The sequence below is a fragment of the Pseudomonas sp. B10(2017) genome, from assembly GCF_002113295.1.
GTDB lineage: Bacteria > Pseudomonadota > Gammaproteobacteria > Pseudomonadales > Pseudomonadaceae > Aquipseudomonas > Aquipseudomonas pudica.
Genome location: NZ_NEJU01000006.1, coordinates 210,394 through 234,901, shown reverse-complemented (window position 1 = coordinate 234,901; position 24,508 = coordinate 210,394). Strand labels below are relative to the sequence as shown.

Here is a 24,508-nt window from a genome sequence, read left to right as displayed (position 1 = left end):
TCAACGCTCGGCGAACACCACAGCGCGCGCCGCCACCACCAGACAATCGGTCAGCTCCGGCGAGGAGAATTTGGTGAGGATGGCATTGGCCCCGGCCTGGGTCGCCTTTTCGCTGCTCATGGCGCTGTCCAGCGAGGTGTGCAGCAGTATGTAAAGGTGCTGGAAGTCGGGGGTTTCGCGTAGGGTTCGAGTGAAGGCGTAGCCGTCCATTTCGCTCATTTCGATGTCGGAGACGATCACGTTGATTTCCTGCGCGGTGCCTTGCAGTTCAAGCAACACGTTGATGGCGTCCTTGGCGCTGCGCGCGGTGTGGCATTCGATGCCGAGGTTGCGCAGGGTGTGCACCGACTGCTGCAGGGCCACCTGGCTGTCGTCCACCACCAGGATGTTGGCGGCGGCCAGCAGGCTGGCGTCTTCCTCGCTCAAGTTGCCGTGAGGCTGCTCGGGCACCGGCGGGGCGATGGCGTGGATGACTTTTTCGATGTCCAGCACCTGCACCAGGGTGTTGTCGACCCGGGTCACGCCGGTGATGAACGAGCGGCTGCCCGAGCCGTAGGGGGGTGGTTTGATGTCGGTGCTCAGGCAATGCACGATGCGGCTGACCGCTTGCACATGCAGGCCCTGGCGTGAGCGGCTGATCTCGGTGACGATCAGGCAGCCGCCGTCCGGGTCGGCCAGCGGCCGTTCGCCAATGGCCCGGGACAGGTCGATGACCGACAGCGAATTGCCGCGCAGGGTCGCCACGCCTTTCACGTGGGGATGCGATTCGGGCAGTTTGGTCAGCGGCGGGCAGGGGATTATCTCGCTGACCTTTAGCAGGTTGATTGCCATCAACTTGCCGCTGCGCAGGGTGAACAGCAGCAGGGACAGCGAATCCGCGCGGGCATTTTGCGTGGCCATGGTGACCTTCGTGGGGAACAGGGGATAACCGGTTATCGGCCTGTTCGGGCTTGGCTTTAGTCATTTTGCACCGAGCCAGGGAATGCTCCGGACCCTGTGGGCTTTAGCCGCGAACACCGGCGCAGCCGGTTCCATGCACCGCTTGGATTCTTCGCGGCTAAAGCCGCTCCCACAGGTATCAATCAGCGCAGACCCAGCCGACGGGCCAGGCGACTAAGGTTGGCGCGGTCCAGGCCGAGTTCCCGGGCAGCCGCTGCCCAGTTTTCTCCGTGCCGCTGCAGGCAGGCCTCGATCACCTGGCGCTGGTAGTTGTCGACAGCTTCACGCAGCCCCCCCTCGGGTAGCGGCGCTGCTGGCGAGGGCGCGGCAGGGGAGGGCGGGGTGCCGGGCGTTGCCGTTGCGCGCAGGTCCAGGTCGATGGCTTCCAGGGTGAGGATGCGTGGCCTGTCGGAATGTTGGCCCAGCGCCTTGAGCGCCGAGCGGCCGATCAGGTGTTCCAGTTCACGCACGTTGCCTGGCCAGTCGTAGGCCAGCAGCGCGGCCTGGGCCTCGCTGCTCAGGCGCAGGCTGTTCAGGCCCAGGCGCGATCGGTTCTGTTCGAGGAAATAGCCGGCCAGTAGCAGCACATCGCGCCCACGTTCGCGCAACGGCGGCACATGCAGCGGATATACGCTGAGGCGGTGGTAGAAGTCGGCGCGGAAATTGCCATTGCGTACTTCTGCTGCCAGGTCGCGGTTGGTGGCTGCTATCAGGCGCACATCCACCCGGTGTTCGCGGTCCGAGCCCAGGCGCTGCAACTGGCCGCTCTGCAGCACGCGCAACAGCTTGGCTTGCACCGTCAATGGCAGCTCACCGACTTCGTCGAGGAACAAGGTGCCGCCATTGGCCAGTTCGAACTTGCCGCGGCGCTCGCCATGGGCACCGGTGAAGGCACCGCGCACATGGCCGAACAGTTCGCTTTCCACCAGGGTATCGGGCAGGGCGGCACAGTTGAGGCTGACCAGCGGTTTGTCGGCGCGGTTGCTGGCCTGGTGCAGGGCCTGGGCCACCAACTCCTTGCCGACACCGGTTTCACCGGTGATAAGCACGGTCAGGTCGCTGCCACCGACCAGGCGGATTTCCTCCACCAGGCGCTTGTGCGCGGGGCTCTGACCAATCAGCTCTTTGTCCTGGCCGCTGGCCTGGCGGTAGATCTCCGCGCGGTGGTGTTCGTCTTCCGCGCGCAGGGCCAGGTGCTCGATGCGCTCGGCCACGGTGACCGTGGCGGCGGCCAGGCTGGCGAAGGCCTGCAGGGCACCCAGCTCCAGGCTCTGGAATTGCCCGGGGGTGAGGGCATCGAGGGTAACCAGGCCCCAAGGGCGCTCATCGACCATCAACGGGCAGCCCATGCAGTCATGTACTTCCAGGTTGGCATCGGGGGCGTTGACCAGGCCGTCGTAAGGGTCGGGCAGCTCCGAGTCGCTGGCGAAGCGGGTTGGTTCCGCGCTGCTGAGCAGTATCTGGAAGCGTGGGTGCTCGCTGACCCGGAAGCGCCGGCCCAGGGTATCGGGGCTCAGGCCGTCCACTGCCAGCGGCACCAGCCACTCGCCGTCCAGGCGCAGCAAAGCGGCGGCATCGCAGGGCAGTAGCCCACGCATGGCCTGCAACAGGCGGCGATAGCGCTCCTGGTCGGGCAGGTCGCGGGAAAGGTCGCTAACCAGGGGCAGCAGGGTGGTGAGCAGAGGCTTCGTGGTCATATGGACTCCTGTGAGTCGATATGACTATACGTCGAAGTGGGTCGTTTTGACATGACCTGCGTCAACCCCCTGATTTTGCTGGAGATAAATGTTGGCACGATTGATGTAACAGCTCGAGCAGTCATTTGAAGCCACAGGCTCAGGAGTTGTTGCAATGCTCAATGCCGAACAACGTGCAATCATCAAGGCCACTGTCCCCCTGCTGGAAAGCGGTGGCGAAGCGCTGACCACTCACTTCTACAAGATGATGCTCAGCGAGTACCCGCAAGTGCGCCCGCTGTTCAATCAGGCCCACCAGGCCAGCGGTGACCAACCGCGCGCCCTGGCCAACGGCGTGCTGATGTATGCCCGCCACATCGACCAGCTGGAGCAGCTTGGCGGCCTTGTCGGCCAGATCATCAACAAGCACGTTGCCCTGCAGATTCTGCCGGAGCACTACCCGATCGTCGGCAGCTGCCTGCTGCGCGCCATCGAAGAAGTGCTGGGCAAGGAGATCGCCACCCCTGCGGTGATCGACGCCTGGGGCGCGGCCTATGGCCAGCTGGCCGATATCCTGATCGGCGCGGAAGAGAACCTCTATAAGCAGAAGGAAGAAGCCGAAGGCGGCTGGCGCGGTACCCGCGAATTCCGCCTGGTGCGCCGTGAGCAGGAAAGCAGCGAGATCGTTTCGTTCTACTTTGCCCCGGTGGATGGCGAGCCGGTGCTAAAGGCCGAGCCTGGCCAGTACATCGGCCTGAAGCTGGACATCGACGGCGCCGAGCAGCGCCGCAACTACTCCCTGTCTGCACTGTGCGACGGCAAGGAATACCGCATCAGCGTCAAGCGCGAGGCGGGTGGCAAGGTCTCCAACTACCTGCACGATGTGCTGGCGGTGGGCGATACCCTGCAGCTGTTCCCGCCGGCTGGCGATTTCACCCTGGCAGCGAGCGACAAGCCGCTGGTGCTGATCAGCGGTGGCGTGGGTATTACCCCGACTCTGCCAATGCTGCAGGCGGCACTGCAAACCCAGCGTGAGGTGCATTTCATTCACTGTGCCCGTAACGGCGCCGTGCATGCCTTCCGCGACTGGATCGACGAGCTGGCCAAGCGTTACCCGCAGCTCAAGCGCTTCTACTGCTATGCAGAGCCGCAGGGTGGTGCCGCCGCTGATGCCGTGGGCCTGCTGAGTGAGGACCTGCTCGGCGAATGGCTGCCGCAAGAGCGAGACGTGGATGCCTATTTCCTCGGGCCCAAGGGCTTCATGGCGGCGGTCAAGCGCCAGCTGAAAGGCCTGGGTGTGCCAGAGCAGCAGAGCCGCTACGAGTTCTTCGGGCCGGCGGCTGCGCTGGAGTGATGTAGTGCCTGCACCGGCCTCTTCGCGGGCCTGCCCGCGAAGAGGCCGGTGCAGGCTTGCAGAATAGTTATCCCGGCCGCTGGGCCGCACCTCAACTATCTCCCTATAAAGGAGAGATGAAAGCGGCTGTGCAGCTTTCATCTTTAATCTTCCTTTAATCACGGTATCCTTCACTCCCGGGTGTCGAGGGGCTTGCCCCTGCGCGGCACCCGGGCAGCCGCTTTTTTGCCGCCCGGCGTTGAACCGACGTCGTTGCGACCGGTCTCAGCCACACCGGATAGCCCTGCGCAGCGCTATCACGCCGCTTCCTCGGCACGCTCAAAGGCCCTGCCCAGCGTGTAGACTTGCGCCAGGCAGGCGGATCACGCTGCCACTATCCATCGAAGGAACCGGCAATGAACGAACAAACATCGCGCCTGAATCGGGAACGGCGCTTTCTGGTACTGTTGGGCCTGATCTGCATTTCGTTGATCGGCGGCGCCCTCTACATGCAGATAGTCCTGGGCGAGGCACCATGCCCGCTGTGCATCCTGCAACGTTATGCGCTGTTGTTCATCGCCGTGTTCGCCTTCATCGCCGCGGCGATGCCCGGGCGCCGTAGCCTGACCTTCTTCGAGGCACTGGTGGTACTCAGCGCCATTGGCGGAATCGTTGCGGCCGGCAACCATGTGTATATACTCGCCAACCCCATGGTCAGTTGCGGCATCGACACCCTGCAGCCGATCGTGGATGACCTGCCGCTCGCCAAGCTCTGGCCGCTGGTGTTCCAGGTCGACGGCTTCTGCAGCACGCCGTACCCGCCGATCCTCGGTCTGTCGCTGGCGCAATGGGCGCTGGTGGCGTTCGTCCTGACGGCCGTCCTGGTTCCGCTCGGCATCTACCGCAACCGACGCCAGGCTTAGACAAAAGTCCCGAATGGCATGGGGTCTTTTACGCCGCATGAGAAGAGGGAAAATTCGCTCACCGCTTGATCCAGATCAACCCAGAGGCCTTGCAGAATGCGGCTTTGGGGCCTATCAAGCGGGGTGCGACAAACTGTCGCGAAGTTGAATTTTTGAGCAGTATTGTTGCAGATTCTGTAAAGGACTGTTGCTCAATAAGTCATAGTCAAGGGTTGGCGACCTATCTACAATCGCCCCCAATTTCCGTTCGGCACTGCTTGCAAGTCGCAGGATTGAAGGAAGCCCCAGCGCTCCTTTTTGCTGACTTCGTCAAGTTTCGCCCAACGGCGATACCGGGCGGACCCCCCTCCGCGTTTTCCCGCACCAAATGGACTTGGTCTGAAGTACAGGCCTGTTGCCTACGAAACCATAAGCACCGCTAACCCGCTTGACGCCAAGGTCCTGCAGTCGGACCCCGGGCAGGAGCGAGTACGGGCGCGAAATGCCGCACTTGGCAGGACGAAGTGTTGGCTACCAAAACACAAATTGCATTGAAGCAAGCTGATCTAGAGGTCGTGAGATGAGTAAAAAGCGTTACCCCAGACTGTTTGGCATATTGCCCTTTTTAGGCATGCTTTTACTCAGTGGGTGCAACTGGACCCTGCTCGACCCGAAAGGTCAGGTCGGCATTGAGCAAAAGAACCTGATCCTGATCGCTACCGGCCTGATGCTGCTGGTGGTGATTCCTGTCATTATCATGACCGTGGTTTTCGCCTGGAAGTACCGTGCTTCCAACAAGGCTGCCACCTACACCCCTGACTGGTCGCACTCGACCAAGATCGAAGCCGCGGTGTGGATCATCCCGATCCTGATCATCATCGCCCTGGGCTACTTCACCTACCACTCCACCCACAAGCTGGACCCGTACCGTCCGCTGGATTCCGATGTGAAGCCGGTGCAGATCGACGTGGTCGCGCTGGACTGGAAGTGGCTGTTCATCTACCCGGAGCAGGGCATTGCCACGGTCAACAAGATCGTCTTCCCGGCTAACACTCCGGTCAACTTCCGCGTCACTTCCGACGCCGTGATGAACTCGTTCTTCATCCCGGGCCTGGGCGGCCAGATCTACGCCATGGCCGGCATGACCACCAAGCTGCACCTGATCGCCAACGAAAACGGCGAGTTCGACGGTATCAGCGCCAACTACAGCGGTGCTGGCTTCACCGGCATGAAATTCAAGGCTACTGCCACCTCTCAGGAAGACTTCGACAAGTGGGTCGCCGAGGTCAAGCAGTCGCCGAAGAAGCTGGACAAGGCCGAATACGAAGCCTTGGCCAAACCAAGCGAAAACAACCCAGTCGCGCTGTATAGCGAGGCTTCGCCTGACCAGTTCCAGCTGATCGTCGACAAGTACGAAGGCATGAACCGCGGTCGTCCGAGCCACGAAGAAGCAGGCAGCAAAGATCTGGCCACTACCAAGGGTGTGGAATCGAGTATGCAACCAGCTGCCGGTGCAGAGGAGTAAGAGATGTTCGGTAAACTAAGCCTGGAGGCGATACCCTATCACGAGCCGATAGTCATGGTGACGCTTGCCATGATCGCGCTCGGTGGTATCGCTGTCGTCGGTGCTATCACCTACTTCCGCAAGTGGACCTACTTGTGGAGCGAGTGGTTGACGACTGTCGACCACAAGAAAATCGGGGTGATGTACATCATCGTCGCGATGGTCATGCTGCTGCGCGGCTTTGCCGACGCCATCATGATGCGTACCCAGCTGGCTGCCGCTACCGGTGGCTCCGAAGGCTACCTGCCGCCTGAACACTATGACCAGATCTTCACCGCTCACGGTGTGATCATGATCATCTTCATGGCGATGCCGTTCTTCACCGGCCTGATGAACCTGGCGGTTCCTCTGCAGATCGGTGCACGTGACGTTGCCTTCCCGTTCCTGAACTCCCTGAGCTTCTACCTGCTGCTGGCAGGCGTGCTGCTGGTCAACATCTCGCTGGGCGTTGGTGAATTCGCCAAGACCGGCTGGGTTGCCTATCCGCCGCTCGCGGGCATTCAGTACAGCCCTGGGGTGGGTGTCGACTACTACATCTGGGCGCTACAGCTCTCAGGCCTGGGTACGACGCTTACCGGCGTGAACTTCCTCGTCACCGTGATGAAGATGCGCGCACCTGGCATGAAGCTGATGGACATGCCGATCTTCACCTGGACCTGCACCTGGGCCAACGTGCTGATCGTGGCTTCCTTCCCGATCCTGACCGCTGCACTCGCTCTGCTGACTGTTGACCGTTATCTGGACTTCCACATCTTCACCAACGAGCTTGGTGGGAACCCGATGATGTACGTCAACCTGTTCTGGGCGTGGGGTCACCCTGAGGTGTACATCCTGATCCTGCCGGCCTTCGGTGTGTTCTCGGAAGTTACCTCCACCTTCGCAGGCAAGCGTCTGTTCGGCCACCACTCGATGATCTACGCATCGGGCGCCATCGCCGTGCTGGGCTTCGCCGTATGGCTGCACCACTTCTTCACCATGGGTGCCGGCGCCAGCGTCAACACCTTCTTCGGCCTGGCGACGATGCTGATCTCCATTCCGACCGGTGTGAAGCTGTTCAACTGGCTGTTCACCATCTACCAGGGCCGTCTGCGCTTCACTGCGCCGATCATGTGGACCCTGGGCTTCATGATCACCTTCTCCATCGGTGGCATGACTGGTGTTCTGCTGGCTGTTCCAGGTGCTGACTTCGTGCTGCACAACAGCCTGTTCGTAATTGCTCACTTCCACAACGTGATCATCGGTGGTGCGGTATTCGGCTACATCGCCGGCTTCGCCTACTGGTTCCCGAAAGCCTTCGGTTTCACCCTGAACGAGAAGTGGGGCAAGGCTGCCTTCTGGTTCTGGATCTCGGGCTTCTACGTAGCGTTCATGCCGCTGTACGCCCTGGGCTTCATGGGCATGACCCGTCGTCTGAACCACTCCGACAACCCGCTGTGGGAACCCTACCTGTACGTAGCCGTTGTCGGCGCTGTGCTGATCCTGTTCGGTATCGCCTGCCAGCTGATCCAGCTGTACGTATCGGTTCGCGACCGCAACCAGAACCTGGACGTGACCGGCGACCCATGGGGCGGCCGTACCCTGGAATGGTCGACTTCGTCGCCACCTCCGTTCTACAACTTCGCCCACATGCCTGAGAAGGTTGGCCTGGATGCCTGGCACGAAGCCAAGGAAGCCGGCGTCGCCTACAAGCCTGCAGCCAAGTACGAAGCGATCCACATGCCGAGCAACACCTCCACCGGTTTGTTCATGGGCCTGTTCCTGACCGTCTTCGGCTTCGCCTTCATCTGGCACATCTGGTGGCTGGTTGGCGCGAGCCTGGTTGCAACCATCGCTGTCTTCGTTCGCCACGCTGCGCGTGACGACCAGGGCTACATGGTTCCGGCCGAAGAAGTGGCGCGCATCGAAGGCGAGCGCATGAAAGCGCTGGCCAAAGCAGGTGCTCTGCCTGCCGGCGCACGTGTCGAATCGTTTGAGCGGGTGTAATCAATGTCCAGTCAAGTAATGCACGGTGCTGCTCATGGTCACGACCATGGGCATGACGACCACCACCACGACTCGGGCCAGATGACCGTACTCGGTTTCTGGCTGTACCTGATGACCGACTGCATCCTGTTTGCGTCGCTCTTCGCCACCTACGCGGTGCTGTCCGGCAGTTTTGCCGGCGGCCCGTCGGGTCATGACATCTTCCAGCTCGATTTCGTAGCTGTTGAAACGCTGTTCCTGCTGCTGTCCTCGATCACCTTCGGCTTCGCCATGCTGAAGATGTTCGATGGCAAGAAAGCTGGCGTACTGGGCTGGTTGGCTGTGACCTTCCTGTTCGGTGCAGGCTTCATCGCGATGGAAATCTACGAATTCCATCACCTGATCGCCGAAGGCTTCGGCCCGCAGCGCAGTGGCTTCCTGTCGGGCTTCTTCGCCCTGGTAGGTACCCACGGTCTGCACGTGACCGCCGGCCTGATCTGGATGGCGATCATGATGTACCAGATCAACAAGCACGGCATCACGCCGACCGCCAAGACCCGCATGAGCTGCCTGAGCCTGTTCTGGCACTTCCTGGACGTGGTCTGGATCTGCGTATTCACCGTCGTCTACCTGCTGGGAGTTCTGTAATGGCTAACGCACACGACACTCATCACGAAGGTAACCACGGCAGCGTCAAGTCGTACATGATCGGCTTCATCCTGTCGATCATCCTGACTGCGATCCCGTTCGGCCTGGCCATGTCGCCAAGCCTGCCGAAGAACCTGACCGTTCTGATCATTGTTGCCATGGCCGTGATCCAGGTAGTAGTACACCTCGTGTACTTCCTGCACATGGACCGCTCGAAAGAGCAACGCAACAACGTTTCGACGTTCCTGTTCACCACTCTGGTGATCGCTCTGCTTGTCGGCCTGTCGCTGTGGATCATGTTCAGCATCCACTTCGAAATGTTGGCCAAGTGAGGTAAGACTGCATGTCCGTTAAGCACTTTATCCAAATCACCAAACCGGGGATCATTTTCGGTAACGTGCTTTCCGTGGCAGGCGGTTTCTTCCTTGCCTCGAAGGGCCATGTGGATTTCGCCCTGTTCCTGGCGGTGGTGATCGGTACTTCGCTGGTGGTCGCGTCCGGATGCGTGTTCAACAACTGCATCGACCGTGACATCGACCACAAGATGGAGCGCACCAAGAACCGCGTCATGGTCCAGGGCGGCATGTCGCTGCCCCTCGCGCTGATCTACGCCACCCTGCTCGGGGTGGCGGGTTTCAGCCTGCTGTATGTCCAGGCCAACCCGCTGTCGGCGTTCTGTGCGCTGATCGGTTTCATCGTCTACGTCGGTTTCTACAGCCTTTGGCTGAAGCGTAAATCGGTGCACGGCACCTTGGTCGGCAGCCTGTCTGGTGCCATGCCTCCGGTGATCGGCTACTGCGCCGTGAGCAACAGCTTCGACCTGGCTGCGGTTACCCTGCTGGTGATGTTCAGCCTGTGGCAGATGCCGCACAGCTTTGCCATCGCGATCTTCCGCTTCAAGGATTACAGCGCTGCCAACATTCCGGTCCTGCCGGTGGCACGTGGCATCCTCGCGGCGAAGAAGCAGATCGTGCTGTACGTGCTGGCCTTCGTGCTCGCGACCCTGATGCTTACCCTCGGCGGTTACGCCGGCCTCGGCTACCTGGCCGTGGCAGCAGCCATGGGCCTGTACTGGCTGTACATGGCCTGGGGTGGCTACAAGGCCGAGGACGACAGCAAGTGGGCCCGCAAGGTGTTCGGCTTCTCCATCCTCACCGTCACTGCCCTGAGCGTGATGATGGGTGTGGACAGCCAGACCGCTGCGGATGTGCTGATGACATACGCACGCTGATACTGCTGCCTGTTTCACGAAAACCCCGGCCACTGTGCCGGGGTTTTTTTATGGTGTTTTCCTGGGTTCTGAGCGTAGTACGCTCACTGTGGGAGCAGGGTAACTCGCGAAGAAGCCGGCCCTGAAAACATAAAATTCATATTTTCAAAAAATACATCTGAAAAATTTTAAAAAAACAGGAAATTGTCATTTACATGGCTACCGTCTCGGCATTATCTTCTGATCCAGGCCGCCACATCGGCCAGCGTCGCTCGGACGGTTCCGGGCGCTTACGTACTCAGAGGAAGCCATGGCCAACCCAGGTTCGCCGCGCCGCTTTGCGCGCATCGATCGTCTCCCCCCTTACGTCTTCAATATCACTGCCGAACTCAAGATGGCTGCCCGCCGCCGTGGCGAGGACATCATCGACCTGAGCATGGGCAACCCCGACGGCGCCACCCCACCGCACATCGTCGAAAAGCTGGTGCAGGTCGCCCAACGTGAAGATACCCACGGCTACTCCACCTCTCGTGGCATCCCGCGCCTGCGTAGGGCCATCTCCAACTGGTACAAGGAACGCTACGAGGTCGAGATCGACCCGGAAAGTGAAGCCATCGTCACCATCGGCTCGAAGGAAGGCCTGGCGCACCTGATGCTGGCTACTCTCGACCAGGGCGACACGGTGCTGGTGCCCAACCCCAGCTACCCGATCCATATCTACGGGGCGGTGATCGCCGGAGCCCAGGTGCGTTCGGTGCCATTGGTGCCGGGAGTGGACTTCTTCAACGAACTCGAGCGGGCCATCCGCGAATCGATCCCCAAGCCGAAGATGATGATCCTCGGTTTCCCGTCCAACCCCACCGCGCAGTGCGTGGAGCTGGACTTCTTCGAGCGCGTGGTGGCCCTGGCCAAGCAGTATGGCGTGCTGGTGGTGCATGACCTGGCCTATGCCGACATCGTCTACGACGGCTGGAAAGCCCCGTCGATCATGCAGGTGCCGGGGGCCAAGGACATCGCGGTGGAGTTTTTCACCTTGTCCAAGAGCTACAACATGGCTGGCTGGCGGATCGGCTTCATGGTCGGCAACCCCGAGTTGGTCAGTGCCCTGGCGCGGATCAAGAGCTACCACGACTACGGCACCTTCACCCCGCTGCAGGTAGCCGCCATTGCAGCACTGGAAGGCGACCAGCAATGTGTGCGGGACATCGCCGAGCAATACCGCCAGCGCCGCAACCTGTTGGTGAAGGGGCTGCACGAGCTGGGTTGGATGGTCGAGAACCCCAAGGCCTCGATGTACGTGTGGGCGAAGATCCCGCCGCAGTATGCGCACCTGGGTTCGCTGGAGTTTGCCAAGAAGCTGCTGGCCGAGGCCAAGGTATGCGTATCGCCGGGGATCGGCTTTGGTGATTATGGTGATGACCATGTGCGCTTTGCCCTGATCGAGAACCAGGACCGTATTCGCCAGGCGATTCGCGGGATCCGGCAGATGTTCCGGGCTGATGGGGTGGCCCGCAAATAAGCTGTTGGGGCCGCAAAGCGGCCCCGACTGACTCAAAGGCGATTTTTCCACCTGCATCCCACCGATTGATCTACCTATTTTTCTGCACTCATTTCTCACCACAGAGACCCACAAATGAGTGTTTTCACCGCCTACTTCTGCGGTACCGGTTCCCACCGCTTCGACGACGCCAACCCCAACTTCTGGAATGGCGAGCTGGTCTCGACCCTGGCCAGCAATGACCAGGGCCGCGAGTTTGCACACTGGATAGCCGTTGACGGCCCCGGCAGCGGCAACCTTCAGGACGACAACCTTTTCGTCGAGCCTGGCGGTTACTTCAACTGGACCGGCCAGTTGTTCGGTCGCGGCTGGGAAGAGAACGTCAACCATGTGCTGCAGGTGATAAAAGGCGAGAGCAGCTGGCAGCGCACCAAATTGAGCGAAGAAGAATACGAGCGACTGAAGAGCGCCGGCGTACCTATTCCGGATGCGTCCTCCACGGCTTCGTGGTTCTGGCGCACCTATGACTACGGTGACAGACACCCGACTCCACAGGAGCTGCAGGAGCGCATCATCAAGCTGTTCCGCAAGTCGCGCTTGCCGACCCAGGTGAATCTGGTGGGCTGGAGCAGGGGAGGGATCAGCTGCCACATGCTGGCTAACGCAATGGTGCAGGACCCAGTATTGCGCCGGATACCGGTGAACATCTTTGCCATCGACCCGGTGCCAGGGATCGGCAATGTGCAAGCCGAGCGCGTGACACTGGCTGATAACGTCAGGGAGTATGTCGGCTTCTATTCGCGGGACGAGCGCTCCAAAGGTTTTGCCTGCGTGATTCCTTCCGTCGCGAAGGCGACGCGAATCTGCGTCTACCCGATGCCAGGCCGGCATGCCACGCTGGTGGGCAATGCCTCGGCGGATGGTGCGGGCAAGGGCAAGGTGCTGGCAGAGCCGGGACTGATCGTCCGACATTTTGCCGAAGTCTGCCTGACCCGCTGGGGCGTGCAGCTAGACAAGCGGCTGACCTTGGGCGATAGCCAGTTGATGGAGTATCACCAGCTCATGGCGGCGGCTGACAAGCAGTATCAGGCCATGCGCAGTAAGTCCTACACCGTACTCACCGAAGGTGAAAAGAACGATCGGCTGGTGCATTGCGGCGAAGCGCGTACGTACTTCAGCAAGGTGCAGGGCGACGACTACGATCCGAGCGCCGGCCTGGCTTTACAGCGTTGGGATGCTGCGACTTACAAGTCCATCTGTTAGCACTTGCGGGCGGCCGGATCAGCGGCACATTTTTTTGTATTGCCCCTCTATCCAGCCGCCCCCTCTTGGATTGAAAATGGCGCCGCGGGCCAGCCCCGATAACAACAACCTTCCCTCCGTGCCATCATGTCCGAATACAACCCTTGCCTTGACTGCGGCGCCTGCTGCGGGTACTTCCGTGTGTCCTTTTTCTGGGGCGAATGCCAGTCTGCCGGGGGCCTAGTGCCGGATGACCTGGTGGTGCAGATCAACCCCACGCGCGTTGCCATGATCGGCACCGATGCCAAGCCTTGCCGCTGTGTCAGCCTGCAGGGCGAAATCGGCCGAGAGGTGGCTTGCACCATCTACGCCAACCGTTCCAGCCCCTGCCGCGAGTTCGAGGCGTCGTGGGTGGGTGGGGTGCATAACCCCAGCTGCGACGATGCACGTGCCGCGTATGGCCTGCCACCGCTGACCCCGCCGGGGGCCAACGAGCCGCATTGGCCGGATGATGGGGCTGAGGTGGCCTGAACGTATTTCGTTAGCCTCTACCGGCCCTTTCGCGGGTGAACCCGCTCCCACAGGGATCGCGCCGCGCTCAAGGCTGGTGCAGTACCTGTGGGAGCAGGTTCACCCGCGAAAGGGCCATTAGCTGCAAGAAGATTGCGGACCTGAAACCAAATGCTTCTGGTTTCTTGGGATTGGGGGTTAACCTGCGAAATTGGCTAAGACACTGGTCAATGACAATGGTAGTGGGATTGAACCGCGGAGATTGAGTAATGGCCCGATCTGCCTGGCGGGCTGGCCAGTAGCGACTGACAGATGCATGCCGAAAGGTTTGTGGTGGTTGAGATCGGGCGCCGCGCGGGCGGCACTCGATTTCCGCACCACCACCCACCCCACATGAAGTTAAACTGTCATCTCCCCAGCAATGGACAGGAGATCCGGCGTGACCCCACCCCGCAGTTTCCCCAGTGACCTCTGCCTCGACAGCCCGCGTCTGCAATTGCGCCCCATGCGCCATGCCGATGCCGCGCAGTGGCTGGCTATCATGGCCGACCCCGAGGTCATGCGTTATTGGCACCATGCCCCCTGGCAAGACCTTGCCGAAGCCGAAAGCGCCCTGGCCGCCGACCGCGAAGCCTATGCCAATGGCGACCAGCTCAAGCTTGGCATGTACCGCCGTGACAACGGCGAACTGATCGGTATGGTCCAGCTGTTCAACATCGATGATGTATCCCGCCGTGGTGAAATCGGCTACTGCCTGGCCAGCGCGGTGCAGGGCAGAGGCTATATGGACGAAGCACTGACCTGCTTCATCGACTACCTCGCCCACACCCTGCACATGCGCCGCCTGGAAGGCGAGATCGATCCGCGTAACCAAGGTTCGGCACGTACTCTGGAGCGCCAGGGCTTCGTGCTGGAGGGCACATTGCGTGCGCGCTGGTGCGTTGCCGGCGAGTTGTCCGATTCAGGTATATATGGCCTTCTGCTAGAGCCCCCGGTTGCCTAGGAAGTAAATCTCTTGCCCGTTTTCTACCTGAGTTTCAGCTTGCTGCTGTACCTGCTCGCACTGTTCTTTGATGGCGCGCTAATGAGTGGCGACCGCCACATGCCCGCCCTGCAGATGCTGTTGTACGGGCCCTGGGGCATGCCCTTCGGTTTGTACCAGTGGTTTGCCAACCCGCTGCTGGCCCTGGCGGTCCTTGCCCATCGGCGCTTTCGCCGGATGGCATTGCTGGTCGGGCTTGTGGCTGTGTATCTGGCGGCCAGCAGCTTTGGAATTGACCGCCTGCCGGACAATCAGAGCTATGAGTTTCATGACCTGGCCGGTTTCGGTGCCGGTTTCTACCTGTGGCTGGCGGCGATGGTGGTGTTTTGCGTGGGCCAGGCCTGGCATTGCTGGAGGGCCCGCAGTACCGACGACATGCCGGGCTGGAGCTGGCTGGATGTGGTGTTGATCGCGGCGCTTGGCGTGGCGCTGTATGCGGCGACGCAGATGCCGTCGCTGCGCTTCGAGCCGGGCAAGGTGCTGATGCCGCCGGAACAGCCGCAGGCGCTGTGATACCCACAAGGAGGGGTTGATGACCAAGCATTACCTGACGGGCCTGGCATTGGCCTGTGTGCTGCCGCTGGCTTTGGCGGATGATTACACGCCGGGTTACGGGCAGTGCATGGACAAGGCGTCCAGCACCGTTGCCATGAGCGAGTGCATTCGGGCCGAGACGCAGTTGCAGGACCAGCGTTTGAACCGGGTGTACAAGCAATTGATGGGCAAGCTGGATGACGGGCAACAGAAGAGCCTGCGTGATGTACAGCGCAAGTGGCTTGCCTACCGCGATGGCAATTGCCGGTTCCATGTGCAGGCCAGTGGCGGGACCATGGCGCAGCTGGAAGGTGGGAGCTGTGTGATGGGCATGACCCGCGACCGGGCGGCGGAGCTGGAGCGGGTGCTCAGCCCTGGGCTGTGAGGTTTTCTGTACTGGCCCTATCGCCGGCAAGCCAGCTCCCAAAGGGAGCGCATACTCTGTCAGGCAGTGCAATACCTGTGGGAGCTGGCTTGTCGTGGCGACGAACCGCGGCGATGGGGCGCGAAGCGGCCCCCTTTTTACTTGGGTTCGCGCAACGCCCGGGCCCTGAGGTACTCGCGCACTTCCACCGCATCCCCGGCAAACTCGATACGCTCTGTTTTCGCTGCACGCTGGTAGGCATACATCGGGTCGTAATACTCGTTCAGCAACCCTTCGATCCAGCCCCGGTGCAGGTCTACCGAGCCGTCTCGCTGTTGTTCTTCCAGGGCCTGGCGCAGGATTTCCGACAGCCGCTGATAGCGCTCTCCCCCCAAGCGCTTGTAGATGTTGGCCATGCTCTGCAGCATGCGTTCGGCAAACAGCCGGGGGCCCTCTTCTGCACCATGTACACTCACGAACTCGGCGCTGAGATTGATCACGTAGTCACGCAGAATGCGTTCCACCCTGTTGGCGAAGCTGTCCTCCAGCCACACCAGCGGATACTGCTGCATGCCCTGGTACAGCTCCAGCGGCACCGTGCAACTGCCCACAATGCGGCCTTCATCCTCCAGCACGAACTGCTCGATGCCACGGGCGCGCTTCTTCAGCACGTCGATGGCCAACCTGTTTTCGAAGTCGATCTGCGCCGGCTGCGCAGTGGCGCGTTTGCCGAAGCTGGAACCACGGTGGTTGGCATGGCCTTCCAGGTCGAGCACGTTATCCAGCTGGTGCAGCACGTCGGTCTTGCCGGTGCCGGTCAGGCCGCCTACCAACACGAAATCGCATTGCTCCACTGCCTGCTCGGTGGTCTCCAGGAGGAAGGTACGCATGGCCTTGTAGCCACCTTTCACGCGCGGGTACTGGATACCCGCCTCATCGCGCAACCAGCCCTGCACGATCTGCGATCGCAGGCCGCCACGGAAGCAGTACAGGTAGCCTTCCGGGTGAGCCTTGGCGAACGCTGCCCAGGCCTCCAGGCGTGCCTGCTTGGTGGCGCCGCTGACCAATTGGTGGCCCAGGGCGATAGCGGCGGCCTGGCCCTGTTGCTTGTAGCAGGTGCCGACCCTCTGCCGCTCCTGGTCATTCATCAGCGGCAGGTTGACGGCACCGGGGAAGGCGCCCTTGGCAAATTCGACAGGTGCACGCATGTCCATCATCGGCACATCGTCGAGGAACAACTGGCGGAAGTCGGTGCAGTCGGGGCGCATCAGATCACCTCGACCGCGTGGCTCTGTCGCTCGACCAGCTTGCCGATCGGTGCCAGCTGCAGGCCCAGTTCGGCGGCCACCGCCAGGAATTCGCCTTCACCTTCCGGGGTAACCGCCACCAGCAGGCCGCCGCTGGTCTGCGGGTCGCACAGCAGGTGCTTCTGGTCGTCGCTCAGGGCGCCAATCTTGTGGCCGTAGCTGTCGAAGTTGCGCAGGGTACCGCCGGGGATGCAGCCCTCGGCCAGGTAGTGGTCGACACTGGGCAGGCGCGGGACGGCTGCATAGTCCAGGTGAGCGGTAAGGCCACTGCCTTCGGCCAGTTCCACCAGGTGGCCCAACAGGCCGAAACCGGTGACGTCGGTCATGGCCTTGACCCCGTCAAGCTTGCCGAAGCGGCTGCCGGGGGTATTGAGGGTGCACATCCAGTCGCGGGCCAGGCCCTGGTCCTGGGGGCGCAGCTTGGCCTTTTTCTCGGCGGTGGTGAGGATGCCGATACCCAGTGGCTTGGTCAGGTACAGGCGGCAGCCTGCGCTGGCGGTGTCGTTGCGCTTTAGGTGGCGCTTGCTGACCACGCCGGTGACGGCCAGGCCGAAGATCGGCTCGGGGGCGTCGATGGAGTGGCCGCCGGCCAGCGGGATGCCGGCTTCGGCGCATACCGCGCGGCCACCGCGGATCACTTCGCGGGCCACTTCCGGGGGCAGCACGTTGACTGGCCAGCCGAGGATGGCAATGGCCATCAGCGGGTCGCCGCCCATGGCGTAGATGTCGCTGATGGCGTTGGTGGCGGCGATGCGGCCGAAGTCGTACGGGTCATCGACGATCGGCATGAAGAAGTCGGTGGTCGAGACCACGCCGCGCTCGTCATCCAGCGCGTACACGGCGGCGTCGTCGCGCGAGGCGTTGCCCACCCACAGTTTCGGGTCCAGGGCCTGGGTGCCGCTTTCAGCGAGGATCACATCCAGCACCTTGGGGGATATCTTGCAGCCACAGCCGGCACCATGGCTGTACTGGGTCAGGCGAATCGGCTCGCTCATGTGCACCTCAGGGGGTCAATTTGATGCGCGATTGTAGCAAAGCTGGCCTTTGCGCCTGCGGCTCTTATAATTCCCGTCGTCGGCGCATAGGCCGACCTTTCCCCGCTATTGAACCGGAGAACACCCATGCTCAAACGCCCTCTGGCGCTCGCCGCCGGCCTCGTGCTGTCTTGCTGTGCCGCTGTTGCCCAGGCTGCCGACACCCTGCGGGTCAGCGCCATCCCTGACGAAGCACCGACGGAACTGCAGCGCAAGTTCAAGCCTTTGGGCGAGTACCTGGCCAAGCAGCTGGGCATGGAGGTGAAGTTCGTGCCCGTGGCCGATTACCCGGCGGTTGTCGAGTCGCTGGCTTCAAACCGCCTGGACCTGGCCTGGCTGGGGGGCTTCACCTTCGTACAGGTGCACCTGAAGGACCCTGCCGCCACGCCGCTGGTGCAGCGTGAACAGGATGCGCAGTTCACTTCCAAGTTCATTACCGCCAACCCCAGTGTGAAGAGCCTGGCCGACCTCAAGGGCAAGTCGTTTGCCTTCGGTTCCATCTCGTCCACCTCGGGCAGCCTGATGCCGCGTTACTTCATGCTCAAGCAGGAAAACATCAAGCCTGAAGACTACTTCGGCCGCGTTGCCTACTCCGGCGCCCACGATGCCACCGTGGCCTGGGTACAGGCTGGCAAGGTCGATGGCGGCGTGCTCAACGCCAGCGTGTGGCAAAAACTGGTGGATGCGGGCAAGGTCGATACCGCCAAGGTGAAGGTGTTCGCCACCACCCCGACCTACTTCGACTACAACTGGACCGTGCGCGGCAACATGGACCCGGCGCTGAAAGAGAAGATCAAGAAAGCCTTCCTCGACCTTAACCCGGCCAACCCGGAGCACAAGGCGATCCTCGACCTGCAGGCGGCCAGCCGCTTCATCGAGACCAAACCTGAGAACTACGTGGGCACCGAGCAGGCTGCGCGCGAGGCCGGCCTGCTCAAGTGACATCGACAGTGGCTTCCAACGTGGCTATCCAACTGCACGGGGCCGGGCTGCGCCATGGCCAGGTGCGTGCGCTTGATGCCGTGAGCCTGTGCATCGGCCAGGGCGAGCGTGTTGCCATCATCGGGCCTTCGGGGGCGGGCAAGTCCAGCTTGCTGCACCTGATGGCGACCGCCATCCAACCCAGCAGCGGGCGCCTGGAACTGCTCGGCGAACAGCCCTGGGCGCTGTCCGCCAGAGCCCGCCAGCGTCTGCGTGCGCGGGTCGGCCTGGTGCACCAGGCACCACCCTTGCCACCGCGCCAGCGGGTAGTGACGGCGGTGCTGGCCGGCCGACTGGGGCAGTGGGGTGTGCTGCGCGGCCTGCTCAACCTGCTGTACCCCAGTGATGTGCCGGGGGCGCGCCAAGCGCTGGCCGAGCTGGGCTTGGCGGACAAGCTGTTCGTGCAGTGCGGGCAGCTGTCCGGAGGCCAGTTGCAGCGGGTGGGTATTGCCCGGGCGCTGTACCAGCGGCCGCAGGTATTGCTGACCGACGAGCCGGTGTCGGCCATGGACCCGGTGCTGGCTGACCACAGCCTGGCCTTGCTCAACCGCCATGCACAGGCCAATGGCGTGACCCTGGTGGCGAGCCTGCATGCCGTGGACCTGGCGCTGGCGCATTTCCCGCGGGTGATTGGTATCCGCGAAGGGCAGGTGGCGTTCGACTGCCCGGCACAAGCGGTGACCGAGCAGTTGCTGGATGCGCTGTACGCCAACGAACAACTGGCCTCACCGCCAAGCCAGGGGCCGACGTTGACCGTGCAGATTCCGCGATGCTGAAGCTTGATGCCCGCGACCCGGCGCTGCTGCCGCGGTTGCTGCTGGCCCTGCTGGCGGTGGCGGTGCTATGGCCTGGCATCCGCTTGAGCGAACTGAACCCCGGGGTACTGCTGCAGGAAGAGAACCGCCAGCAGATCGCCAGTTTCACCAGTGCCTTCTGGCCACCGGCACACGATGCCGGTTTCCTGTCGCTGCTGTATGAAGCCACCCTGCAGACCCTGGCCGTAGCCACGGCCGGCATGGCGCTGGCGTTGCTGCTGGCGGTCCCTGCCGGGTTGCTGGCCAGCCGCGCCCTGTCGCTGCGCGCCGCCTCCCGTGGGGGCCGGGCCGGCTTGTGGTCGCGTCTGCTGCGCCTGCCGGTGCGCTGGTTGCTGATATTCCTGCGCAGCGTGCCGGAAATCGTCTGGGCGTTGCTGTTCGTTCGGGCCGTGGGGCTGGGGCCGACGGCGGGCGTACTGGCCATTGCCATCACCTACAGTGGCATGCTCGGCAAGGTCTACGCCGAGATCTTCGAGTCGGTCGACCAGCGCCCGGCCCATGCCTTGCTGCAGGCGGGTAGTGGCCGCCTGGCTGCGTTTCTCTACGGCATATTGCCAAGTGCGGTGTCCGAAGTGGTGTCCTACACCGTGTACCGCTGGGAGTGCGCGGTACGTGCCTCGGTGGTGATGGGCTTTGTCGGTGCTGGCGGGCTGGGGCAGCAGATCGACCTGTCGATGCGAATGTTCGCTGGGGCGGAAGTGGCCAGCATGCTGCTGACATTCCTGGTCCTGGTGATGCTGGCAGACTTGCTCAGCCGCTTCCTGCGCTGGAGGCTGGCATGAACCGGGTCATCAATTTGCTGGTGCTAGGCGCCATCGTGGCTGCGGTGATGGCCTCGTTCGCATACCTGGAGCTGGACTTGCAGGCGCTGGTCGGCAACGGCGGGCTGGGGCAGATGGGCGAATATGCCGGGCGTTTCCTGCACCCGGACCTGTCTGCTGGGCAACTGCGTGCGGTTGCGCACGGGGCGCTGGAGACCCTGGCCATGTCCGGCCTGGGCACCTTGTTGGCCATGCTGCTGGGCATGCTGTTGGCGCTGCCGGCCGCTGACCGGTTCGGTTGGCCGCTGCAGGCCTGTGCGCGGTTGTTGCTGAATGCCCTGCGGGCCATCCCGGAACTGGTGTGGGCCGCGCTGACGGTGCTGGCGGCCGGGCTTGGGCCGAATGCCGGTACCCTGGCCTTGGCGCTGCATACCGCTGGTGTGCTGGGGCGGCTGTTTGCCGAGGCGCTTGAGAATGCACCGCCGGAGCCGGCGGCGGCCATCCGCTTGCAGGGTGGTAGCCAGGTGGCGGCATTCTGCTTTGGCACGTTGCCCAATCTGTGGCCGCAGTTGCTGGCGTATAGCCTGTATCGGTGGGAGAACAATATCCGCATGGCCAGCGTGCTGGGGTTTGTCGGTGCGGGTGGGTTGGGGCAGATGCTGTACACCACCTTGAGCCTGTTCCAGGAGGCCCAAGCCAGTACCGTGATCATCGGGATGCTGGTACTGGTGTTACTGGTGGATGCATTGAGTGATGTGTTGCGCCAGCGCTATGTGCGGGCCTGATCGATAGCCGGGGCTGCAAAGCAGCCCCGGCTATCGATCAGGCACCACCAACTTCGGCACACTGCGCTTCCCGCTGCATCGACTCCAGGTTGCGTTCGATCGTCTCGCAAATGCTGTCCATCTGGATCTGGTGTTCACTGAGTCTGAACGGGCTCTGCAAATCCGTCCCGATCCGCTCGATGGCCAGCAGCATGAAGCCCACCACCGTCGAAGCCAGCGGCGTGAACCAGCCCAGCGATTCCACCAGCCCCACCGGTACGATCAGGCAGAACAGAGTGATGAACAGCCGCGGAAAGTACACGTAAGGGTAGGGCAGCGGCGTATTGGCGATCCGTTCCATGCCACCCTGGGCATTGGACAGGTCCACCAGCGTCGATTCCAGCCTTGCCAGGCGAATGCTGTCCAGCCGCCCGGCCTGGTACTCACGCGCCAGCAATGCCGCCGAACCACTCAAAATGTCGTTAGCGAAATTGTTCGAGCGGTTGCGCCGCTCGAATTCCGCAGGCGGGATGAACGCCATCAGTTCATCCGGGCAGCGCTCACCCTTCAAGTGTGCCGCCAGGCAGTTCACATAGGCGATATGCCTGCGCAGCAGGGTAGCCTTGACCGGGTTCAGGCCATCTTCCGGGTCATCGATCAGGGTCAGCGCCTGCCGTGCGAAGCTGCGCGAACTGTTCACCAACGCCCCCCACAAGGTGCGCGCTTCCCACCAGCGGTTGTAGGCGCTGCTGTTGCGAAAGCTCACCAGCACCACCAGCGCCGAGCCCAGCAAGGTCAGCGGAATCAGCGGCAGGGTGAACTTGCTGTTGAAGAACAGCATGAAATCGATGGTGACCAGCACATCCCAGATCAACAGCCAGAACAGCGACCAGCCGATGTAGCCGACGGTCTTCACGACCAGGCGGTACTTGCGGGTGATGATGTCTTTCACGCGGGGTACCTCGAAGCGCGGGTGATGCAGGATCGGACGTCGAGGGATGGGCATGGTTCGGTGTGGTTCGTCAGGGGTTGTTACCAGACGTGTTCACAGAAAGCCCGAGCGTGCGGCGCTCACCCAGTAGCGACGTCTGGCAGTGACGCTTGCAGGTCACTGCCGCCGTGATCCATACGGAGGTGGACGCCGAGCAGAAACTATTGCACCGGATCACTCACCGGCTTGGCAAAGATGGCCTTGAGTTCGCTGGTCATCGGGAACTCCAGGTTCAGGCCTTTAGGCGGAATCGGCTGTTCGAACCAGCGCTGGTAGATCCCGTTGATTTCCCCTGAGCTGTACAGCTCGCCCAGCGACGCGTTCACCAGGGCGAGGAACTGCGGGTCATCCTTGCGCACCATGCAGCTGTAGATTTCCCGTGATTGCTCTTCCCCGACCACCACCCAATTGTGCGGGTCGCGGGCCTTGGCGCGTTCGCCGTAGAGCAATGCATCGTCCATGTAGAACGCCGCCGCCCGACCGGACTGCAACATCTGGAAGGCCTCACCATGGTCCTTGGCGCTGATCACGTACATGTTCATCTTGTTATCGACGTTGTAGCTTTTCAGATAGCGTTCGTTGGTGGTGCCTGCGGTAGTCACCACATTCTTGCCGCGCAGGTCGGCGAAACTCTTGATCCCGCTGTCCTTGGCCGTCAGCAACTGGCCTTTGACATAGATGAACCCGTAGGAAAACGCCACCTGTTTCTGGCGCTCTGCGGTGACGCCGGTCGAGCCGCACTCCAGATCAACGGTACCGTTCTGCACCAGCGGAATGCGGGTTTGCGATGTCACCAGGTTGTATTTCACCCTGAGCTGGGGCAATGCCAGCTTCTGCTTTACCCGCTCGACGATCTTGTTGGCCAGGTCTACCGAGTAGCCCATGGGTTGTCCCGAGTGGTCGCCCACATAAGAGAACGGTACTGAAGCATCGCGATAGCCCAGGGTGATGCTGTTGGCTCTGGCAATCTTGCCCAGGGTAGGCCCCAGCGCTGCTTCGTCAGCATGGGCCTGGGTGCCTAGCAACAGGCCAAGGGTGCAGCCGATCAACGTGATTTTTCGCATTGTTATTCTCCGTTGTAGATGAGGGGATCAGAGACATGCTGCAGTACGGTTATTTCCACCAGCCGCACGGGCGGTGAAACCCTGCAGGTCGATGGAGGGGCGGCGTTGGCCGATCAGTTCACTCAGCAGACGTGCGCTGGCGCAGGCCAGGGTAAAGCCCAGAGCACCATGGCCAAGGTTCAGCCACAGGTTGCGATACGCCGTTGCGCCCAGCAGCGGCACGCCGCTAGGCGTGGCCGGACGCATGCCGGCCCATTCGATGGCGTAGTCATAATTGCCGGCATTGGCGAAGGTCTCGCGGGCCTGGCGCCTGAGCAAGGCCAGGCGCTTGGGGTCCAGCGTCGGATCGAAACCGACAATGTCGACCATCGCCGCCACCCGCAACTGCTCTCCGATCCGGGCGTAGACGATCTTGCGGTCGTAGTCGGTGATGCTCAGGTCCGGCGCCCGGTGCTGGGCGCCGATCGGTACTGTCAGGCTATAACCCTTGAGCGGATACAGCGGCAGGTCGATGCCTGGCAGTGCCAGCAACGCACTGCGATGGCCGGCCGCAATCACCAGGTGCTCCACCGGCAGCACTTCGTCGTCCAGTTCAATCGCATTCACCATGCCATGCGCATGGCGAATTCCGGACACCGCCTGGCCCAGACGAAACTTGCAGCGTCCCGACGCCTGCAAGCGCGCCGCCAGCTGCTGGCAAAAGCTGTAGCAATCGCCGACCTCTTCATCCGGGGTATAGATGGCGCCGACAAAGGGCGCCTCCATCAGCGCTGGGTCCAGACGGGCACAGTCGGCGTGCGATAGCACCTGTTGTTGCTGGGGCACGGCAAGGTTCTTGCGCGCATGCTCGAAGCTGCTGGCCTTGCGGAAGGTGACCAGCTTGCCGTTGCGCCGCCAGTTGAAACCACCCAGGCCGTCCTCCTCACGCCAGGCTTGCAAGGTCGACTGGCTCAGCAGGGCGAGGCGCAGCAGATGGCCGGCGTTGGCGCGGTTGACCGAGGAGCGGCAAGCACCAAGGAAGGCTGCCATCCAGCGCCACTGCGCACGATCGAAGCGCGGGCGCAATCGCAGCGGCGATTCACCGCGCAGCATCCAGCCAATGGCCTGCAATGGCACGCCGGCGTCGGCCAGGGGCGCCACGTAGCGATAGGACAGCTGGCCGCCGTTGGCGAAGCTGGTTTCACTGCCCAACGAATCGCGAGCCTCGATCAGCGTCACGTCAAAGCCGTCGCGTACCAGTGCATAAGCGGTTGACAGGCCAATGACGCCACCGCCGATGATGCATACATGCTGAGCCATGTCAGTCCTTGGTCGTGGTTGGAACGAGGCTGAGGTTAGGGCCAGGTGACAGGTGGCGAAAAATGAAT

At 62.1% G+C, this 24,508-nt stretch carries 24 protein-coding genes; 17 read left to right on the top strand and 7 right to left on the bottom strand.

All coding sequences use genetic code 11. The features are described 5' to 3' along the window. Window positions 1-900: a chemotaxis protein gene (locus CAF92_RS10685; RefSeq protein ID WP_046616066.1), complete on the bottom strand. Its 900-nt coding sequence runs from the start codon at window positions 898-900 to the stop codon at window positions 1-3. A gap of 182 nt (window positions 901-1,082) precedes the next feature. Beyond that, window positions 1,083-2,636 (bottom strand): nitric oxide reductase transcriptional regulator NorR, encoded by a 1,554-nt coding sequence (norR, locus tag CAF92_RS10680; protein WP_085600699.1) that lies wholly within the window; start codon window positions 2,634-2,636, stop codon window positions 1,083-1,085. 154 nt (window positions 2,637-2,790) lie between these two features. Between norR and hmpA the strand changes: the two genes are divergently transcribed. From hmpA to CAF92_RS10610, 13 genes are all read left to right on the top strand, one after another. Further along, window positions 2,791-3,969: an NO-inducible flavohemoprotein gene (hmpA, locus tag CAF92_RS10675; RefSeq protein ID WP_085600697.1), complete on the top strand. Its 1,179-nt coding sequence runs from the start codon at window positions 2,791-2,793 to the stop codon at window positions 3,967-3,969. A 395-nt stretch (window positions 3,970-4,364) separates the two neighbouring features. Continuing rightward, on the top strand, window positions 4,365-4,871 hold the full coding sequence (locus CAF92_RS10670; protein WP_039613829.1) for a disulfide bond formation protein B: 507 nt from the start codon (window positions 4,365-4,367) through the stop codon (window positions 4,869-4,871). Window positions 4,872-5,430: 559 nt separating this feature from the next. Then, window positions 5,431-6,375: a ubiquinol oxidase subunit II gene (gene cyoA, locus CAF92_RS10660; RefSeq protein WP_046616069.1), complete on the top strand. Its 945-nt coding sequence runs from the start codon at window positions 5,431-5,433 to the stop codon at window positions 6,373-6,375. Between the two features lie 3 nt (window positions 6,376-6,378). Continuing rightward, window positions 6,379-8,397 (top strand): cytochrome o ubiquinol oxidase subunit I, encoded by a 2,019-nt coding sequence (cyoB, locus tag CAF92_RS10655; RefSeq protein ID WP_013970980.1) that lies wholly within the window; start codon window positions 6,379-6,381, stop codon window positions 8,395-8,397. A 3-nt stretch (window positions 8,398-8,400) separates the two neighbouring features. Further along, complete coding sequence (gene cyoC, locus CAF92_RS10650; protein ID WP_025337745.1) at window positions 8,401-9,024, top strand: cytochrome o ubiquinol oxidase subunit III; 624 nt, start codon at window positions 8,401-8,403, stop codon at window positions 9,022-9,024. Beyond that, on the top strand, window positions 9,024-9,356 hold the full coding sequence (gene cyoD, locus CAF92_RS10645) for a cytochrome o ubiquinol oxidase subunit IV (protein ID WP_003259128.1): 333 nt from the start codon (window positions 9,024-9,026) through the stop codon (window positions 9,354-9,356). Before cyoC ends, cyoD begins: the two co-directional genes overlap by 1 nt. 11 nt (window positions 9,357-9,367) lie before the next feature. Then, window positions 9,368-10,255 (top strand): heme o synthase, encoded by an 888-nt coding sequence (gene cyoE, locus CAF92_RS10640; protein WP_025337747.1) that lies wholly within the window; start codon window positions 9,368-9,370, stop codon window positions 10,253-10,255. Window positions 10,256-10,544: 289 nt separating this feature from the next. Beyond that, window positions 10,545-11,753 (top strand): alanine transaminase, encoded by a 1,209-nt coding sequence (alaC, locus tag CAF92_RS10635; protein WP_085600695.1) that lies wholly within the window; start codon window positions 10,545-10,547, stop codon window positions 11,751-11,753. Between the two features lie 114 nt (window positions 11,754-11,867). Beyond that, window positions 11,868-12,995: a hypothetical protein gene (locus CAF92_RS10630; protein ID WP_085600693.1), complete on the top strand. Its 1,128-nt coding sequence runs from the start codon at window positions 11,868-11,870 to the stop codon at window positions 12,993-12,995. Between the two features lie 126 nt (window positions 12,996-13,121). Further along, window positions 13,122-13,505: a YkgJ family cysteine cluster protein gene (locus CAF92_RS10625; protein WP_046616073.1), complete on the top strand. Its 384-nt coding sequence runs from the start codon at window positions 13,122-13,124 to the stop codon at window positions 13,503-13,505. Between the two features lie 418 nt (window positions 13,506-13,923). Further along, window positions 13,924-14,487 carry a GNAT family N-acetyltransferase gene (locus CAF92_RS10620; RefSeq protein WP_012270565.1) on the top strand — a complete coding sequence of 188 codons (564 nt, stop codon included), beginning with the start codon at window positions 13,924-13,926 and terminating at the stop codon, window positions 14,485-14,487. Between the two features lie 12 nt (window positions 14,488-14,499). Then, window positions 14,500-15,039 carry a hypothetical protein gene (locus tag CAF92_RS10615; protein WP_085600691.1) on the top strand — a complete coding sequence of 180 codons (540 nt, stop codon included), beginning with the start codon at window positions 14,500-14,502 and terminating at the stop codon, window positions 15,037-15,039. 19 nt (window positions 15,040-15,058) lie between these two features. Further along, window positions 15,059-15,445 carry a lysozyme inhibitor LprI family protein gene (locus CAF92_RS10610; protein ID WP_085600689.1) on the top strand — a complete coding sequence of 129 codons (387 nt, stop codon included), beginning with the start codon at window positions 15,059-15,061 and terminating at the stop codon, window positions 15,443-15,445. Between the two features lie 137 nt (window positions 15,446-15,582). On the opposite strand, the gene mnmH is transcribed toward CAF92_RS10610, so the two are convergent. After that, a complete protein-coding gene (gene mnmH, locus CAF92_RS10605; protein ID WP_085600687.1) occupies window positions 15,583-16,692 on the bottom strand; it encodes a tRNA 2-selenouridine(34) synthase MnmH in 1,110 nt (369 codons plus the stop codon). Next, window positions 16,692-17,726 (bottom strand): selenide, water dikinase SelD, encoded by a 1,035-nt coding sequence (gene selD / locus CAF92_RS10600; RefSeq protein WP_085600686.1) that lies wholly within the window; start codon window positions 17,724-17,726, stop codon window positions 16,692-16,694. The genes mnmH and selD overlap by 1 nt, the downstream gene beginning before the upstream one ends. Before the next feature lie 126 nt (window positions 17,727-17,852). Between selD and CAF92_RS10595 the strand changes: the two genes are divergently transcribed. The 4 genes from CAF92_RS10595 to phnE are packed head-to-tail and all read left to right on the top strand — an operon-like array spanning window position 17,853 to window position 21,107. After that, window positions 17,853-18,707 carry a putative selenate ABC transporter substrate-binding protein gene (locus tag CAF92_RS10595; RefSeq protein ID WP_085600683.1) on the top strand — a complete coding sequence of 285 codons (855 nt, stop codon included), beginning with the start codon at window positions 17,853-17,855 and terminating at the stop codon, window positions 18,705-18,707. Window positions 18,708-18,727: 20 nt separating this feature from the next. Further along, entirely contained in the window at window positions 18,728-19,522 is a 795-nt protein-coding gene (locus CAF92_RS10590) for a phosphonate ABC transporter ATP-binding protein (RefSeq protein ID WP_085600739.1), read from the top strand. After that, window positions 19,516-20,343 carry an ABC transporter permease gene (locus CAF92_RS10585; RefSeq protein WP_085600681.1) on the top strand — a complete coding sequence of 276 codons (828 nt, stop codon included), beginning with the start codon at window positions 19,516-19,518 and terminating at the stop codon, window positions 20,341-20,343. The genes CAF92_RS10590 and CAF92_RS10585 overlap by 7 nt, the downstream gene beginning before the upstream one ends. Beyond that, complete coding sequence (phnE, locus tag CAF92_RS10580) at window positions 20,340-21,107, top strand: phosphonate ABC transporter, permease protein PhnE (protein ID WP_085600679.1); 768 nt, start codon at window positions 20,340-20,342, stop codon at window positions 21,105-21,107. Before CAF92_RS10585 ends, phnE begins: the two co-directional genes overlap by 4 nt. Before the next feature lie 37 nt (window positions 21,108-21,144). Here the strand turns inward: phnE and CAF92_RS10575 are convergent, their stop codons facing one another. The 3 genes from CAF92_RS10575 to CAF92_RS10565 form a co-directional block, all read right to left on the bottom strand. Next, on the bottom strand, window positions 21,145-22,038 hold the full coding sequence (locus CAF92_RS10575) for a bestrophin family protein (protein ID WP_085600677.1): 894 nt from the start codon (window positions 22,036-22,038) through the stop codon (window positions 21,145-21,147). Window positions 22,039-22,238: 200 nt separating this feature from the next. Beyond that, on the bottom strand, window positions 22,239-23,141 hold the full coding sequence (locus CAF92_RS10570) for a transporter substrate-binding domain-containing protein (RefSeq protein ID WP_085600675.1): 903 nt from the start codon (window positions 23,139-23,141) through the stop codon (window positions 22,239-22,241). A 27-nt stretch (window positions 23,142-23,168) separates the two neighbouring features. Then, a complete protein-coding gene (locus tag CAF92_RS10565) occupies window positions 23,169-24,440 on the bottom strand; it encodes a D-amino acid dehydrogenase (RefSeq protein ID WP_085600673.1) in 1,272 nt (423 codons plus the stop codon). Window positions 24,441-24,508: the final 68 nt, after the last annotated feature.